Source organism: Leptolyngbya sp. AN10 (genome assembly GCF_050565645.1).
Classification (GTDB): domain Bacteria; phylum Cyanobacteriota; class Cyanobacteriia; order Leptolyngbyales; family Leptolyngbyaceae; genus Leptolyngbya.
The window spans coordinates 15,936-32,745 of the sequence record NZ_JBNXVP010000060.1; the positions used below are offsets into that span (position 1 = coordinate 15,936).

15 protein-coding genes are annotated in these 16,810 nt (G+C 47.7%); 12 read left to right on the forward strand and 3 right to left on the reverse strand.

From position 1 onward, the window contains the following. The first annotated feature begins 747 nt into the window (after positions 1 to 747). The 7 genes from ACQ4M5_RS38435 to ACQ4M5_RS38465 all read left to right on the forward strand — a co-directional run bounded on the left by ACQ4M5_RS38435 (position 748) and on the right by ACQ4M5_RS38465 (position 9,532). On the forward strand, positions 748 to 1,647 hold the full coding sequence (locus tag ACQ4M5_RS38435) for a hypothetical protein (protein WP_430681067.1): 900 nt from the start codon (positions 748 to 750) through the stop codon (positions 1,645 to 1,647). Positions 1,648 to 1,686: 39 nt separating this feature from the next. After that, positions 1,687 to 2,208, forward strand: coding sequence for a hypothetical protein (locus ACQ4M5_RS38440; protein WP_430681068.1), 522 nt, complete (start codon positions 1,687 to 1,689; stop codon positions 2,206 to 2,208). Then, positions 2,198 to 2,911 carry a hypothetical protein gene (locus ACQ4M5_RS38445; RefSeq protein WP_430681069.1) on the forward strand — a complete coding sequence of 238 codons (714 nt, stop codon included), beginning with the start codon at positions 2,198 to 2,200 and terminating at the stop codon, positions 2,909 to 2,911. The genes ACQ4M5_RS38440 and ACQ4M5_RS38445 overlap by 11 nt, the downstream gene beginning before the upstream one ends. 461 nt (positions 2,912 to 3,372) lie before the next feature. Next, a complete protein-coding gene (locus ACQ4M5_RS38450) occupies positions 3,373 to 3,927 on the forward strand; it encodes a hypothetical protein (RefSeq protein WP_430681070.1) in 555 nt (184 codons plus the stop codon). Further along, positions 3,903 to 8,495, forward strand: a complete 4,593-nt coding sequence (locus tag ACQ4M5_RS38455) for a peptidoglycan-binding protein (RefSeq protein WP_430681071.1) — start codon at positions 3,903 to 3,905, stop codon at positions 8,493 to 8,495. The genes ACQ4M5_RS38450 and ACQ4M5_RS38455 overlap by 25 nt, the downstream gene beginning before the upstream one ends. A gap of 64 nt (positions 8,496 to 8,559) precedes the next feature. Continuing rightward, positions 8,560 to 8,769: a thiamine pyrophosphate-binding protein gene (locus ACQ4M5_RS38460; RefSeq protein ID WP_430681072.1), complete on the forward strand. Its 210-nt coding sequence runs from the start codon at positions 8,560 to 8,562 to the stop codon at positions 8,767 to 8,769. Positions 8,770 to 8,893: 124 nt separating this feature from the next. Next, entirely contained in the window at positions 8,894 to 9,532 is a 639-nt protein-coding gene (locus ACQ4M5_RS38465) for an NACHT C-terminal helical domain 2-containing protein (protein ID WP_430681073.1), read from the forward strand. A gap of 330 nt (positions 9,533 to 9,862) precedes the next feature. Here the strand turns inward: ACQ4M5_RS38465 and ACQ4M5_RS38470 are convergent, their stop codons facing one another. Next, entirely contained in the window at positions 9,863 to 10,942 is a 1,080-nt protein-coding gene (locus tag ACQ4M5_RS38470) for an Acg family FMN-binding oxidoreductase (RefSeq protein ID WP_430681074.1), read from the reverse strand. Positions 10,943 to 11,131: 189 nt separating this feature from the next. Here ACQ4M5_RS38470 and ACQ4M5_RS38475 point away from each other — a divergent pair, with 189 nt between their 5' ends. The 5 genes from ACQ4M5_RS38475 (at position 11,132) to ACQ4M5_RS38495 (ending at position 15,811) form a co-directional block, all read left to right on the forward strand. After that, positions 11,132 to 11,485, forward strand: coding sequence for a hypothetical protein (locus ACQ4M5_RS38475; protein WP_430681075.1), 354 nt, complete (start codon positions 11,132 to 11,134; stop codon positions 11,483 to 11,485). Between the two features lie 74 nt (positions 11,486 to 11,559). Next, the gene (locus ACQ4M5_RS38480; RefSeq protein ID WP_430681076.1) at positions 11,560 to 12,234 is read left to right on the forward strand and encodes a hypothetical protein; all 675 of its coding nucleotides are present in this window, start codon (positions 11,560 to 11,562) and stop codon (positions 12,232 to 12,234) included. Between the two features lie 190 nt (positions 12,235 to 12,424). Further along, a complete protein-coding gene (locus ACQ4M5_RS38485) occupies positions 12,425 to 13,939 on the forward strand; it encodes a phytoene desaturase family protein (protein ID WP_430681077.1) in 1,515 nt (504 codons plus the stop codon). A gap of 58 nt (positions 13,940 to 13,997) precedes the next feature. After that, positions 13,998 to 14,987 (forward strand): 2-hydroxyacid dehydrogenase, encoded by a 990-nt coding sequence (locus ACQ4M5_RS38490; RefSeq protein ID WP_430681078.1) that lies wholly within the window; start codon positions 13,998 to 14,000, stop codon positions 14,985 to 14,987. Between the two features lie 14 nt (positions 14,988 to 15,001). Then, complete coding sequence (locus tag ACQ4M5_RS38495) at positions 15,002 to 15,811, forward strand: CPBP family intramembrane glutamic endopeptidase (protein ID WP_430681079.1); 810 nt, start codon at positions 15,002 to 15,004, stop codon at positions 15,809 to 15,811. On the opposite strand, the gene ACQ4M5_RS38500 is transcribed toward ACQ4M5_RS38495, so the two are convergent. Next, positions 15,777 to 16,265, reverse strand: a complete 489-nt coding sequence (locus tag ACQ4M5_RS38500) for a pyridoxamine 5'-phosphate oxidase family protein (RefSeq protein WP_430681080.1) — start codon at positions 16,263 to 16,265, stop codon at positions 15,777 to 15,779. The two genes, ACQ4M5_RS38495 and ACQ4M5_RS38500, sit on opposite strands and share 35 nt — an antisense overlap. Before the next feature lie 47 nt (positions 16,266 to 16,312). Beyond that, on the reverse strand, positions 16,313 to 16,537 hold the full coding sequence (locus ACQ4M5_RS38505; protein WP_430681081.1) for a hypothetical protein: 225 nt from the start codon (positions 16,535 to 16,537) through the stop codon (positions 16,313 to 16,315). Between the last annotated feature and the right edge of the window lie 273 nt (positions 16,538 to 16,810).

The following is a 16,810-nucleotide window of genomic DNA, read 5'->3' on the forward strand; positions in this document are numbered from 1 at the left end:
AATTTTTAACATTGAGCCTCATCAGCAATGGTACGGACAGAATCAGGCAGCGATGTTGCTGTAACGACAAAACTGTGAGTCTTTAGAATTCGATTTAACAGAGATCATCAAAATTACGTCTCAACAATTCCTTACGACCGTAGAGTATCTTAACGCTCGATCGCTGTTTACAGGTCTATTACTGTGTGTCTAATGAACTTTTGAGAACAAGCATCAAGATTCTCCGACTTCTCTCAGCGATCGCTGAAAACTTTGTACAGTGGATATAGCAAAATAGCACATCCGATACAAATCAAGAGGTCTGTACGATGAAACCAATGAATTGGCTTCCTGATGAGCATGATGAAAAAGTGAATCAGTATCTAGACCGCATCAATCGCGCTCCTTTTCAATCTTACTAATCGGTGGGAGACTAGCTCCCGCTTCTCATCATCCCAGCACGATTGTTGCTTAACATTAATCTGAAGTATTGGTTATTAAGAATCTCGAACATACAGCAACAGGCTCAGATTTGTCACAGATAATAGAAGCAACAAAGAAGGTTAGATCTTTTTGCTGCGTAATGCGTCGATCGCAGTTTTTTAGACTAGACCCCCAATTACTAAAAGAAACGCAAGTCACGAAGCGCGATCGCTGCACAATATTGCTCTTCGTTTAACCGATTGATGCTTCCCGCACTGATTGTTGATCAGTGTGAAATTCAAGCAGTTTGATGACTAGGAGACGACTATCAAAGAGGGAACTGTGATGTCTAATATTCGATTCACACCCTATGATGAATCAACCGATTCTTACTATGCAACCCGCCAGTTTTTAACTCCCCAATATCGCTATTTACCCACCGAGGAGCTTGAATCGCTGCTGACTGAGACTTTCCCAGAAATGTCGCCCGAAGATGCTGAAAACTTCTTTCGCAGCATCGGACGATCGCTGGGTCAGTTTGGACAGGAAGTGGGTCGCCGCGCACCGGGAATTGTTTCTGGAGCGCTGTCAGGTGCAACCACAGGTGCAGCACTTGGACCCTTTGGCGCGATCGGAGGTGCGATCGCAGGAGGTGCATTGGGTGGTGCGACTTACCGTCCGCGACCGGGTGCAACACCCGCAAGCATCGCTCAACAAATGGGGGGGCAAGCTCTGGGCGCACTCGGTCGTAGGGGCGGTACAGCAGGATTGATCGGACAGTTCGGGCAAACGGCAATGGGGGCGCTTGCAGGTGGGCAACGAGGAGCAAGGGGACAATTCGCCGCACTGTTGGCACAGCCTCAAACTCAGCAGGCAATTCTAAGGTCATTAGGGACTGGATCAGGCAGCGTCCGCGTCGGTGGACAATCTGTTCCGATTCAGTCGATCTTGGCAGCACTAGGAACGTTTGCGACTCGTGCGGCTGAGGAGTACGAAATGCTCGACGAGAGCTTTGCAGAGGCAAACGGTTTTGATCCAGCAAATCCCGATGTCCGCGCTCATTATCTGCTCGAAAGCTTTTATCAAGCGAATGAATCTCTGTTTACGTCCTCCGATGAAAGCTGGGATGAAGAGGATGAAAGTACCGACGAAAGTGACGAAAGCTGGGATGAAGACGCGGAACTGCTTGAATTTGACGAGTTTTTCTATGAAATGCTGGACGACTTTCAAGACAACGACGACTAGGACTGAAAGCCCACTTCAGATCAGTCAACGAGGTGCGGAATGAGCGACATGAATCAAGTCTTGATGAATCTGCTGCTTGGACAGGGCGGACAGTCCAGCGTCGAAGAACTGCTCAACGAGAACGGTGATCTTGATCCAATGACGCGAATGCTCGTTTCGCAAGCGTTTTCTAACAATGAAAGCGAAGAGAACGAGGACGAACTTGATCCAGAAGACAACGATCGACAATCGCGCCGCCGCACAGTCGATCGATTACGTGCCCGATTTGAACGAATGCAACGAACGATCGAGGAGATGCAGTGGCAACTCGAAGAACTGGAAACGCAGAATGATCAACTCGCTGCTGCTTTGGGAGCGTGCTATCTCTGCTGGGGACAAGATGCAGACTGTCCGGAGTGTCGAGGCAGAGGCAAACCGGGAAGCATTCTGCCTGAGCGATCGATGTTTCGCAAATGGATACTTCCAGCGGTCAGAACTGCTCAAACTGCCGCGCAGCAACGACTAAAGCGCAAAGCAAATTCTACTCAATCCAAAACAGAGGAACCCAAAAATGCTGGATGAAATGGTTGAAACCTACGACGAATATGATGAGAGCGATTACGAGTCCGACTTTGAAGATCTTCAGTATGGTGAGGCACGACGACGACCGAGACGACGGCGATCGCCTCGTGGAGTCCGCACGTCTGGAAATGCTTGGCGACCCCAGCCTGCTCCTAGCTCTAATGGTCGGAGTGGGGCTGCTGTACAGTTAAAGCGTGAAGCTGAAGCGGGACGGGCAAGAGACAAGCAGTTAGCGCGTGAAGTTAATAGTACGAAAGAAGAGATTGGCGATGTTGAAAGTCAACTGAAGAAAGTTAATAGCGATCTTGCAAGTTTGCGTCAGTTGTCGCTGATTTCTACGATTTTGCCCCGATCGTTTGATGTGCAACGTCAGCGGCTGACAATTACTCCTGGAGGAGATGCACCCCCAGTCCTTACAACCACGACTGATCCGAATGCTCCTGGTGTGAATGTGGTGTCTGGTGTGAATTCACGAATGGATATTTTACCGATCGTGCTTTTCATGTCAATGGGGCGGAGTATTGGTAAGGGGGGACGTTCTAGTTCGTCTGGCGGCATGGGTGATAACTCGATGATGCTCGTGGTCTTGTTAATGATGATGCAGCAACAGCAACAACAGTCGAATAATCCGGGTCAACCTTCGTCTGGTGGATTAGATACAACATCGCTGCTTCTAGTCCTGCTGGCTTCTGGCGGACTCTAGAATATGAATTGATGTTGTTCGATCGGATGTGTGCCCTCTAAATCTTTGTGTTAGAGGATTCTAAGAATCTGAAACGGTTTTCGCTTCGGTTGTATCGGCTAATGCCCCCTAAATCCCCCAAATTTGGGGGACTTTGAGGAAGAAGAATTTCTATAGCCGTACTTATTTGAGTTAGGACACTTCTAGGAAGCCCCCCAGCCCCCAACTTTGGGGGAGCAAGAGTCTTAAGCCCCCAGAATTGGGGGTTTGGGGGCGACTCCGAGGATGTTCTAATCTAAACTTCTACTGCTATAGAATTCAAGATCGCTTTCTTGCTTCAAAGTTTCTTAGAAGGCGGGATTGGAGAGGGCACAATCCGACGAAAACGAAGGGATAGATACACAGTCGCACTCTTGGAAAATTTAGGGGGCTTCCTCAATCAATCATGAAGCGATCGCTGCCGAACTCAGGTGAAGCAAGTCATGCCAACAACCTCAACTCAATTGATTCAAGCATTCATTGTTGGCAGACTCTTAGCGGAAAGAGCCGGATTAGGAACTGTGCAAACTACACAGTGGGGCGCTGTACTGATGGCAACGGGCTTGTCATCCGGAAGCATTCTGCTAGTGAGCGAGCTTGCGCGACTAGAAGCGATCGCGTTTGCCGCTGAAGCCGAACAGCAACGTCAGTTTCAAGAAACGATCGAGCAATCTGCCCGGACATCACACCAAACTGCTGAACGTGCGATCGCACAGCTAGAACAGATCAGTCGTCGGCTCGATCAAATTGAGGCGCAAACGGCTCAATCCTGCACACAAGCAACTTGTGCAGAACTCTTAATGCTGCTGCGTGAAGTGCGACAGGCTCAAAAACCGAGACGACGATCGATCTTTCACTGGCTGCGTTGCTTGTTCTGGAGAGTTAGAAAATCCTGGAGAAAGCGATCGCGTCATCATCGCTCTGGAGCTAATAAACACATTCATTCTCAATTCCGAAGTTGGGGAAGGCAACTATGGAAGCGGCGCTCTGGGAACTAACAGAAGGAGATGCCAGCGATGAAGTCGAAGTCATTATTCGGCTGCATCGACCTGACCAAATTCCGCCAAATGTGCGAGTCGTGACGCAGTTTGGCAACATTGCAACTTGCCGATTGCCACGCGGCGCGATCGTGTCAATTCGTAATGATGAAACCGTCGAAAGCATGAAAGCACCCATGCTGCTGACATCAGATGATGATGTGCCACTGGATGCAGAAATGCTTTATAGTTCTGCGATCGCAACGGATGATCGTCGTCCGCAGGACTATCACTTGACGGGAAAAAACGTTGTGGTGGGCGTAGTTGATTGGGGATGTGACTTCACGCATCCAAACTTTCGCCATGCGGACGGTTCAACTCGATTGCTGGCACTTTGGGATCAGAGCGCTCCTTATCAATCTACATGTCCGAATCGGTACGGTTACGGTGTGATTCATACGGCTGAAGAGATCGATCGAGCCTTAAAAACTGCTAATCCAGCAGCAACACTCGGCTACTACTTTTATCGTTCTGATCCGGCTGGAATTGGAACACATGGAACTCACGTCCTCGATATTGCAGCCGGAAATGGCAGGGCGGGTGAACCTTTAGGAGTTGCACCAGAAGCGGATTTAGTGTTTGTTCATTTACATAATCGTAGCTTGCCTTCGCAAACGAATCTAGGAAGCTCGGTTGCAGTTCTAGAGGCAGTCGATTTTGTGCTGAGAACGGCTCAAGATCGTCCTGTGGTGATGAATTTCAGCATGGGACGACAAATGGGACCGCATGACGGATCATCACTGGTGGAGCAAGGTTTTGATCAAATCGTGACATCACGTTCTGGATGCGCGATCGTACAAAGTACTGGAAACTATTTCGATCGCATGGCGCATACTTCTGGACGAGTATTACCCGGACAAACTTTGACGATCGCGTTTATGGTGAGTGAAGCGGATGTGACCCCGAACGAAATGGAAATTTGGTATTCGGGACGGGATGTATTGTCGATCGCAGTTCGTGCTCCGAATGGTCTTATCACCAAGCAAACGGGACTAAATGATCAAGCTACGCTTTCCATTCACAATCAAGTCGTGTGCAAACTCTATCACCGCGCTCGCGAACCCAACAATCTCGATAACAATTGCCACATCTACATCGACTCTGGCGCACCTGCTGGAGAATGGACGGTGATCTTAGCCGGGATTGATGTGGTCGATGGTCGCTTCAACATCTGGATCGAACGAGATGCAACTTGTCCGCACTGTCAATCCCAGTTTGAGAATCAATATGTTGTGCCTCTGAGTACGACAGGCTCAATCTGCAATGGATTTCGCACGATCGCAGTCGGTGCTTACGATGCTCATGATCCCACTCATCCGCTTGGGCAATTTAGTAGTTCTGGACCGACACGCGGCGGCGATCGCTTTAAGCCGAATCTAATTGCTCCAGGGGTGCGAGTGCTAGCCGCGAAATCTCGATCGCAGCATTCTAACTCCGATGCTCCTTTGCTGATTCGTAAATCTGGTACAAGCATGGCGGCTCCCCATGTTGTCGGTACAGTCGCGCTCATGTTCGAGCTTGCCCAGCAGTACGGCAAAAAATTAACCAACAAAGATACGTTAAATCTGCTTTTAAGTAGCACCACTCCGATCGATGCTCAAGGCAATGAAATTTACCGCATTGGTAGCGGACAACTCAACATGGATGCGGCTTTGGATGCAACTCGTGATTTTTTAGAGCCACTGTCCCAGAAAAACCTCGATCGATTCACCGACATTGGGAGAACTGCGATGAAAACGACTTTTAATGAAACTACATTACCGAATGAATGGCTAGAAACCGTTGAAAGCACCTTAGAAGAACGAATGCCCGTTCACCAACACTTCGATCGAACTTTAGAGCGCATTGGAGTACCCACAGTTGGGTCACTGCGCGAGTTGTACCTGATGTTTGCCCGTCCAACCGTTGCTTCAATCAATCCGCAATTCTTACAACGCTTTGATGCGATCGCAGTCCCCGGTGGTGTGGTAGCTCGTCGATTGCGTCCGGGTGACATTTTGCTGCGTTATCTTCCAGGCGATCGCTATGTTCACGCTGCCTTTCTCGCCTCGGATCAATTGCTGCTCCCTGCTCAAGCAACAATCCAAGGCTGGACATTAGAAACAATGCGTCCTGGCTATTACGGCGTAGTGGTTGAAGCAGGAAATCTACCACACAGAGCCAAACAAAACTATGCCCGTCGCATTCTTGATGTTCGCGGAATCATGCCTCCAAATCAAGTTGTTTTACGACTCCGCAAAGGTACGATCGCAGAAACAGCAGAACAGTTTAACGATCGTGAAACCTGGGATGAAACACTAGGCATCGACGACGACAACGAAGACGAAGCCATTGCTGACCTCTACGAAAGCAATCCGCCGCCGATGACTCCAACCAAAGCACCAATGGCGGTTCCGTCGAGCAATCCAGTTCCGTTTGCGCCCCTTCCACCTGCGGGAAGCTATTGGCCCATCATCACAAATAGCAGTCGAGGTCGTACTGTGAGCTACACCGCTGACGATGGAACTACAGTGGGTCAGGGTGGACGACGCTGGCTTGCCGATCGATCAAATGGACAACGCTATCATTTGGGTATCGATTTGTTTGCTAACTTTGGCGATCCAGTGGTCGCGATCGAGGATGGCGAAATCGTACATTTCTATCCGTTCTGCTGTGGTGAAAACAAGACGACAAACGCGCTGTTTGTGGCTCATTCTAATGTGGTTGTGAACTATGGCGAAGTTGCACCCGATTCGCTGCAACGCACTGGACTTAGAGTGGGTTCACGAGTGCGAGCAGGACAGACCATCGGCTATGTCGGTCGCAATCCAGGCGGCAGTACAATGATTCACTTTGAAACCTATATCCCTGGAACTCGCAGCAATTCCCGATGGAGCAAAGATGCAGCCCGTCCGTCGAACATTCTCAATCCAACGCGCTATCTATTGCACTTACAAGAGCATGGATTAGTGGGCACACCAACCAGCCCAAGGACAACACCCCCTGTTACGCCTAGTAGCGGTGTCGATCGTCGAAGTCCTGCTTATATTCAATGGGTACAATCCTCTCTAAATCAAGTGAACAATGCTGGGCTTACGGTCGATGGTGTAAATGGTTCTCGGACTCGTGAAGCCGTTCGGAATTTTCAGCGCAGTCGAGGGTTAACAGCAGATGGAATTGTAGGCGCTCAAACTGAAGCGGTTCTGATTGCTGCCGGAGCTTCCCCACCTCCAACTTCTGGTGGCGGAACACCGATCTCACCCCCAGTTACACCTAGTCAGAGTGTCGATCGCAGAAGTCCTGTTTACATTCAATGGGTACAGTCTTCGCTGAATCAAGTTAACAATGCAGGATTAGTCGTTGATGGGGTGAATGGTTCGCGCACTCGTCAAGCGGTACGAGACTTTCAGCGCAATCGAGGGTTAACAGTCGATGGAATTGTAGGCGCTCAAACTGAAGCGGCTTTAATTGCTGCCGGAGCTTCCCCACCCCCCACCGCAGGCGGAGCAATTCCGACCCCAATCCCACCAACCCCAACTCCCATCACACCAGGAACAGCAACCGATGTGACTCCTGAATTTGTTACGCGAGTCTCTTCGATCTCATTTCACAATAGCACCGAGATCAATGATTACTTTCAGCGCACGACCGGATCAGACTTTGTAGACTGGTTTAATGCACAAATGGCGGATCGGGATCACTGGCGAGGTAAGCGGCTCGGTGAACGGCGGGACATTGCGACTGTGAAGCGTAGATTCGTTCAGATTTGGGATCAATTGGCAGATATGTTTGCAACGCCTTCGATTAATCTGTTCCAGTTCCTCAGTTTGATTGCCATTATGATCAATGAAACGGGTGATCTGATGCCGCGTCGTGAAGGAGTCGGTCGCCGTGGACATCCAGGCATCGCTTATGCGTTTGATGTGATTCCCGATGTGAAGCGCTCATACAACACCAGCAGTAGCAATCGAACAGCATTCGACTTGTTTAACAACCCGGACTTTTTGGGCGCACATGGTAGTTTGCCACTGAGCGATCGTGTTCGCAATACAACTGACACCCGATGGCGAGGCGATCGATATCCTGAAGGTTTTCCGACTGATCCAAACCAGCAAACGATCATTCACGAAGCAGACTTCTTTAAGTTCCGAGGACGCGGCTTAATTCAAACCACTTTCCGTTCTGCTTACAAACATTTGATTGAGTACATTCGTGACCATGCGATCGCGCATCCGATTCTGGAAGAATACCGACGACGCTGGAGCGGACAAGACTCCGATCGTATTGCGTCTCAAACGACAAATGCCGACTGGGATCGATTGTTTCTGGAAACCGATTGGATTGTTCCAGTTTTAGGCATTCGATTGCACAATCGTCATAGTGGAAATTATCTAAATATGCCGCTTGATGCCGCAGTGCTGAATGGGAACGATCAAGGTTCAATCTACTTTGTGGGGCGGCGCATTAGTGGTTCATCGCGCTACGGACGACTCTTCAAGCAGCGAGTTCTACAAATGCTGAATGCACTGGGCAATCAATCAACTTTGTAATTTCTGTTTAGAGATACTGAAGCAATTGAAGCAACACGCTTTCGGTTCAATCAGGAGAAAGTATATGGCAATCACACAGTCGATCGGAGCTTACTTAATTCAGCGGCTCTATGACTATGGGGTGCATCATATCTTCGGCGTTCCCGGTGACTTTGTTCTAAGCTTCGACAAGCTGATCGAAGAGAGTTCAATTCGGTTGATCAATACCTGCGACGAACAAGGTGCTGGGTTTGCCGCAGATGCTTATGCTCGTTTACGCGGATTGGGCGGTTAGAAAAGCTCGCAAATTTTGACCGAGCGGATCTTCACAAATTCCTCACACTTTTTCATTAAACTCGATCGTAAGCAGGCAAGATTTGCCATGACTTGTCAAACTGATGATTTTGTGGACGCACTGTATGAATATCACTTATACAGATTCTTCTCAGGCTTCGATTTTTCCTTGGCAGGTAGACACGCTATTCTCAGTATCAGAACTGCAAACCACCGAAGCCGATGAACTGCTGTGCATGATAGAGCAAGCAGCCCAAGCACTGCCTCAGACTCAAAAATTACAAGCGCTATTCGCCTGGGCAACTCTTGTTGCCGACCGATCAGAGGAACCCTCTCACCCTGCGGCAAAACGAGCCGCTGCACTTGCGCTTGTTCTAGAACGCGCCATTGCCTTGGCTCATGCTCATGCTCGCGGGACAGATCGCACTCCTGCTTTGATGCTTTCCAATACGTTAAAGCAAGCTCTCGCTCATGCTCGAAACATTGTTGCGAAGCTAAAACATCGAATCTGTCCTGAGATGACATCCGACCCACACGCTTGTGAATTGAGTCGAGTTTTTACTCAGCAAGTGACTCAATCCTGGTTTGAAGGTCAGTTCAACCCCAGACTGATTGAGTTATCGCAAACAGAAGCACAAGCTTTGAATCAATATCTCTATGCGAGTGAATGGATGGTTCGATACACCGAAACTCAAGTTGGAATGTCCTGTGCCGTTTGGGAAGAAATCGCCGATCGTCTCATGCAGTTTCCAAAAGAATGTTGATACAACTGACTTTCTTCCCAAAATTTAGCCCTCGGTAAACCAGTCACGCTTAGGCAGTATTTCGAGATTTCACAATCCATCAGATTGCGGTAAGAGAATTGCAGTTTAATAAAATGCCAGTCGAAGCCCCCTTCACAAAGCTGCCTTTGATTTATACATTTCTTAGTCAACTTTAGACTTCTCAAATAGATCGTTACGAAGCGAGATCAGAGCTGACTGGGACTTAATTGAGAAGCGCTTGCAAAACTTCTTCCTCTGAGACTTTTTGCACCCCAAAATCTGAGCTGCATCTTTTCATTTAGTCTGCTGCACGATTGTGATCGCTGTAGACTAAAACAGAACATCGTGGCTGCTGCGTCGAGGAGTGGATTGAGTCGGTTGAGCATATCCGAGTCGGAGCAGAACCTGTGGATATCCTTCGCGGTTTAGACTCTGTTGTAATTGCGATCGTACATCTGCCATCTGAATGGGTGCGTTAAAAAATGAAGCAACAATGCCCAAGCTCTGAGCGCGGAGCAAGACTTTCTCCAGAGCTTGTCCTGCTCTCAACCAGTGTTCTGAAGTATCTCCATCGGTTCCTAACACTGCGATCGTAGAAGCACTCTGCAACAGTGTTTCATCTTGTTGAGCAATGCGGTTTCCCAAATCAAAGAAGCGGGTCAGCCAGGAAAGAACAGTTGTGAGAAAATCAAATTGTTCCGGTACGCCCAAAGCATAAGCAGGAAGTCCATCATGATTTGGATGATGGCTGGAGTGCATCCAATCTGCAAGTTCCTGGCGGATATGTGGATCACTCATCTGTAGGTGATCAGCGAGATTGACGAAGCCTAGAATGTGCGATCGTTCCTCCTCACTCTGAATGAGATGAAGCCAAGTACCTTCCTCAACTGCACTGTTCTGCAACCACTTCAACACAGTTTCAGAAATGTCCCAATCTTGAAACGGCTGTCGGTTCGTGTGGCGCTTTTGAATTGCATCAAACAGGGTTCTGTCTTCTGTGTTCTCGTGCCCCCAATCTCCTAATTGAATCTGAGCGAGTAGAGTTGGCTGGGTTGGATCAGGCAGTAGTTGAATCTCTCCACAGTAACCAAAGTGATGCAGTGCAAGGCGTAAATTCATTAAGGCTGCACCACAACTGATGATGAGTTCTCGATGATTCGGATCAACACGAGGTAATGCACGTGAAAGATCTGCCCATAGCTCTAATGTTTCGGATTGCAGCCTGAATTTCCACGGTTGAGTATTGTGTCCAGAAGGAGCAAGTACAGCGTAATTCAGCAGAAATTGAAGCTTTTGGGTTGAACTCTCGTGGCTGGGAAAATCTTGGTCAGAAATATGCCAAGGTTGAACGACTGAATGATTCATAAACTCGTACTCTCCAGATGCTTTCACCGCTGTGTACCATGACATCGTTGTAGAGGAAGATTATGAGAAAGTTGTGAGGATATTCATGCTCAAACTTTATTCTTCACATCTTCCTCACAACTGCGCGATATCGTCAAAAGAAGAGTCGGTACTGTCAGTGCAAGATAATTTCAATGAATGCACTTTTACTGCTTTGCCAAACGTTCTTTCTGTATCTGAGATGAGGTGAATTCTATGTCGAAAATGATTGTTAACATCACACAACACTCCATTGCCCAAGAGATCGAGAGAACCTTAGAACAATACCCGAATCACCCTTTTCAACAAGCTTTTGCTCATCCTGATTTACGGCAAGAGTTACTGGTTTGGATTCTAAACCGAGTACCAAACGTTTTTATGACGATCGAGGAGAGTGAATCCGCGATCGTTCACCCAGACTATGCACCTTACTGTCATGATCACCAATCTTGTTTTGAGTATGTGATTCGCCAGGGCATTCAAGAAGTTCTGAGCCAAAATCAACAAAAGATTGAGCAATATATTCCTGAACAACCGTCTGGACAACCTGCAACACATTGGTTTGGCTGATTTGGCTGATTCAGACCGTGATCCTTACATTTCAAGATTGATTCAACCCTTGTTCATCAAGGAGGTATCAAATAATGTCACTTAAATCTCCGATCGTGGTTGGTGCAAGTATCCTCAGTCTTGCCTCGCTTAGTGGAATCGGCTACGCAATTTGGCGGTTTTCTCAACCTAGCTCAGTTTCTACCTCGACTGAGATTGCACCAGCATCTAGTACGACTTCAGCAGATGTTTTTCGAGAGCGACTGAGTTGCACGATCACAATGGCAGAGGTTGATACTTCTAATCCGTCTCTCTCAGTCTATTTTGCTGCCAATGATCCGAGTCGAATTGTTGGTCAACTCGACAATCATTCATTCGTAACTGTGGGAATGGAGCAGAATGGTTGGTTTCTGATTCAGAAGCCCTTGACGGGCTGGATTCCAAAACAACAAACTCAGAGTAGCTGTAATGAAAAAGTTGAGATGGTAAGATTTGATGCAAAGGGTGGTACGGCTGCGATCGCCGATCGATTTGTAGGATCTGGAAGTCATCTTTACCGCTTGCCGTTAACTGAGGGAGCAACACTCACGCTCTCAAACACACGCGGTATTTTGCCCTTTGTTCTCGCTCCAGAGGGAGAACTGTTGCTAAACCCACAGGAGAGCCAAATCAATTGGACAGGTCGAGTTCCGCGAACTGGGGTTTATACGCTGGAGATGCTATCGCAGCACAAAGGTTATCACTATGCTTTTACCATTTCTGTAAAGTAAGGGAAAATCTCAATGAATTAGAGACGGTCTGATCTTTTCAAAGCCACTGTAAGCAGACGGCGATAATGCAGGAGGTTCGGAGCCGTCTCCGCCTTTTGTAGCTTAACGGCGAGTGATAGTTACATAAAACGATGTTGGACTAGAACCAAGACAGCGCGGTGAGGATAGTACTGGCGCGAGGAGACAAAGTGTGAGCAAGGCTAACGACATTTTGATTATCGGTGCAGGAATCGCAGGGTTAGCAGCCGGATGCTATGCTCAGATGAATGGGTATCAGACTGAAATTCTGGAACTGCATGATCAACCCGGTGGCTTGTGTACGGCTTGGACACGCCAAGGCTATACGTTCGATGGCTGTCTTTACTATCTGTTTGGGTCTGGAAACGATCAGCCGTTTTATCAACTGTGGGAAGAATTAGGAGCAGTGCAGGGGCGTGAATTTGTACATCACAAAGAGTTCATGCGAATTATTGCAGCCGATGGTAAGACACTAATTGTTTACAGCGATCCCGATCGTCTTGAAGCTCATTTGACAGCGCTTTCACCGATCGATTGTTTTCTGATCGAAGATTTCTGTGACGGAATTCGCGCCTTCACGCGCTTTGATATGTCTCTGTTGTACCAAAAGCCGCGAAGTTTGATGGGGCTTGCCGATTGGTCGCGGATTAGTCTAAAACTCCTGCCGTTTGTAGGTGCGTTAGCGAACTGGGGATCGATTTCTGCTGAAGAATTCGCTAATCAATTTGCAGATCCATTTCTCCGACGAGCGATCGCTCAACTCTTTTCGTGGAAAGAGATTCCGGTGATAGTTGGAATGTCATTGTTGGCTTATTCACACGTTCAGAATGCAGGTGTACCGATTGGAGGATCGCTGGAGTTTGCCCGCTCGATTGCCCAAAGATATCAAGAACTGGGTGGCACAATTCGATATGGCGCTCAGGTTGAGAAAGTATTGGTTCGAGATCATCAAGCGTATGGTGTTCGATTGTACAGCAATGAAGAATGTTATGCCGATCGCGTCATTGCTGCCTGTGATGGACGAGGAGTAGTGTTTGACCTGCTGCGAGACCAATCCGTCGATGCTTCACTTCGTAAGCTGTATGACGGGCATTTACCAGTTCGTTCCCAACTTCAAGTCTCGCTCGGTGTGAAGCGTGATTTTTCACAAGAGCCGCATTGGGTGACACATTTACTTGATCGACCAATCACGATCGCAGGTGAAACCCATGCTGAAATCAGCGTCAAACACTACTGCTTTGATCGATCGTTTGCGCCACCCGGTCGCTCTGTAATCACGGTGATGTTAACAACTCCGTATGATTATTGGCAGCGCATTTATGGTCGATCGCTGTATCATCACGAAGAAATTCAAGAAGCCAGCATACTCATCGATCAATTAGAACAACTCTATCCGGGGATCAAATCCGATATTGAATGTGTTGATGTTGCAACGCCACTGACTTATGAACGCTACACCGGAAACTGGCAAGGATCAAGCTGTGGTTGGTTGCTCACGAAACAAACGTTGCCGTTGTTGATTGAAGGAATTCCAAAAACGATTCCAGGGTTACGTCGGTTTTATATGATCGGTCAGTGGGTAGAACCAGGCGGAGGAGTTCCAATTGTGGCAATGTCCGGTCGCAACATTGTTCAGCAAATCTGTCACGAAGATCACAAACGTTTTACCACCAAGATTTGTGCTTGAATTCTCTGATACCGTGAGAAGTTGCTCTAACGTTCAAACATTGCGTTCTTTAAAACCGATGAAAGTTGCAGTTTTTAGTACGAAGCCCTACGATCGCTCATTTCTCGAAGCAGCAAATCAGAGCTATCATCATGAACTGGTCTTCTTTGAAGTTCCTCTATCCCAAGATACGGCGAAGCTTGCAGCGGGATTTCCGGCAGTTTGTGTGTTTATCCACGATCAGTTAGATGAGCCGACATTAAATGCACTGGCAGATCAAGGAACTCGACTGATTGCACTGCGGGCAGCGGGATTTAATAACGTCAATTTGACGATCGCGAAACAACGGAATCTAACAGTAGTGCGAGTTCCAGCTTATTCACCCTATGCGGTCGCAGAACACGCAGTCGGGCTGATTCTCATGCTCGATCGCAAGCTGCATCGAGCTTACAATCGCACCCGTGATGATAATTTCTCGCTGGTCGGCTTATTGGGATTTGATCTACATGGCTGTACCGTCGGCATCATCGGAACTGGGAAAATTGGATACTGCTTTGCCAAAATTATGAACGGGTTTGGCTGTCATTTACTCGCATACGATCCCTATCAAAATCCGGATTGTTTGAAACTCGGTGTTCAGTATGTGGAACTATCTGAACTGTTATCTGCCTCTGATATTGTTTCGCTACATTGTCCACTGATGCCAGAAACGCATCATTTGATTAATGCAGAATCGTTGCAAAATCTCAAACCCGGAGCCATGTTAATTAATACGAGCCGAGGGGGACTGATCGACACTCGCGCCGTGATTCAAGCGATTCGATCCGGTGCGATCGGGTCATTCGGCACAGATGTGTACGAAGAAGAAGAAAATCTATTTTTTGAGGATCGCTCTGACACCATTATTCAAGATGAAACCTTCCAAGTGTTACAGTCGTTTCCGAATGTGGTGATTACGGCTCATCAAGGTTTTTTTACCCGGAATGCACTTGAACAAATTGCTGAAACAACACTAACAAATATTACTGACTTTGCTAAAGGTCGCGCCTGTCCGAATGTTGTCTCATAAATTAATTCTCAATCATGCGATCGCCTCAAACTCAACGGTTCAATCTGGTGGACTTGCTGTTTTATTGTCTAATCGCGTTTGGTTGGTCTTGGCTGTGCTGGCTGGGTTCTACGCTCGTTCTTCCCAGTGCAGGAATCGCCTCAGCGATTTTAGGAATTTTAGGCAGTTTTGGTCCTTCGGTCGCCGCGATCGTTCTCGCGGCTCGACGGTCTGATGTTCGATCGTTTCTCATTCGAGCCTACGATTGGCGCATTCGTTGGATCTGGTATGCGATCGCCTTTTTCTTCCCGGCAGTCCTCATGTCGATCGCGCTCGGTTTGTATGAACTGTTCAGCGGAACTTTACCTCATTCTCCAGCTTCGGGGCGCGGGTGGCTTGTGGTGGTCAATTTTATCTTAGTGCTGCTGATGGGTGGACCGCTGGGTGAAGAACTCGGCTGGCGAGGATATCTCTTGCCACGGCTGCAAGCTCGATTCAATGCTTTGTGGTCAAGTCTGATTTTGGGTCTGATCTGGTCAAGCTGGCATCTCCCCTTGTTCTTGATTCCAGGAACAGTTCAGCAACAACTTCCGATCGTGCCGTTTTATCTCAATACGATCGCACTCTCGTTTCTCTTTTCTTGGCTGTGGGCGCATACCCGTGGCAGCGTAGTGCTTGCGATCGTCTTTCATACTGGAGTGAATGGTTGGTCTTGGGTGATTCCGATTTTGCCGAACGTCGCCCACAGCTTACGTCCGTACTATATTGGAACAATTCTACTATGGGTTACGGCTGTGTTAGTGATGTCGTTCAGTCATCCACAGAAAGCTTCGCGCTCGGTGTAGACTGTGCTTTATCCACAGTTTTATCCGTCATGCGTCCGGTCATTTCGCTAGCGTGAATTCGGTAGACTGCGATCACATTCCCCCGACCCCAAGCATCGACCCAAGTTCGACTCACAGCAGGTGAGAGTTCTGAATTGTGCGCTTTGATCAATTCCATTGCTCGATCGAATTCTTGCTGCTCAGTCAGCCGCTCTGCACGTCCCATCACAATCACACTTTGCCAATGAGCGAAACTTTGAATGTCTTCAATCTGTAAACAGACTTCTGGATTTTGCTCAATGTACTGGGTCTTCATTCCTTCGGTCGTGAATAAATAAAAGTCTGAATCTTCAAAGTAGTAGTGCATCGGCATTACATAGGGATGACCATTCAACGAGCAGCCTAGATGTCCATACTCTTTTCGGTGTAAGAGGTTATGGATTTCTTTTGCATTCATTTCGTCGATATCTAACACAGCACTTCTCCTAATCAATCATACTGAGGCAGTTTCTACGAATCAAACTATGCTGCAAGCTTTTGAGATGAACTTTTCTGATACGATTTGACCTGTTGGATCAGAATTGGTTGAGCCGCGAACACAAACGGACGTTTTACCTCAATCGGAGTTCTGTCGAGAAGTTCCTCAAAATTGGGCATCTCTGCATGACAGGAACGGCATAGCCAGTACACTCCACTTTGTCGAATGTGACGGAGTAATTGATTAGAACAGCAGGGGCAACTAGCCATCATGTCGAATCCTATAAAATCAAATGTTATCGATCGCACTTGTTAAAGCATTGGAGCGAACAGATTAGAGCCTTCGGGTAGCAGTGTTAAGACTATTCCTCAAATTTGAGGAACTTGTGAGGAATTGTTTTGATTTCGCAATTTTGTAATAGACCTCCTGCACGAATCCTGATCACAGATTTGAACTCCTGAAAAGAGGACTAGATGCCACTCAGGAGACTGATCAAATGTACGATCGCATTCAACACCTGCCACCAAAATCGTTCAAACGCA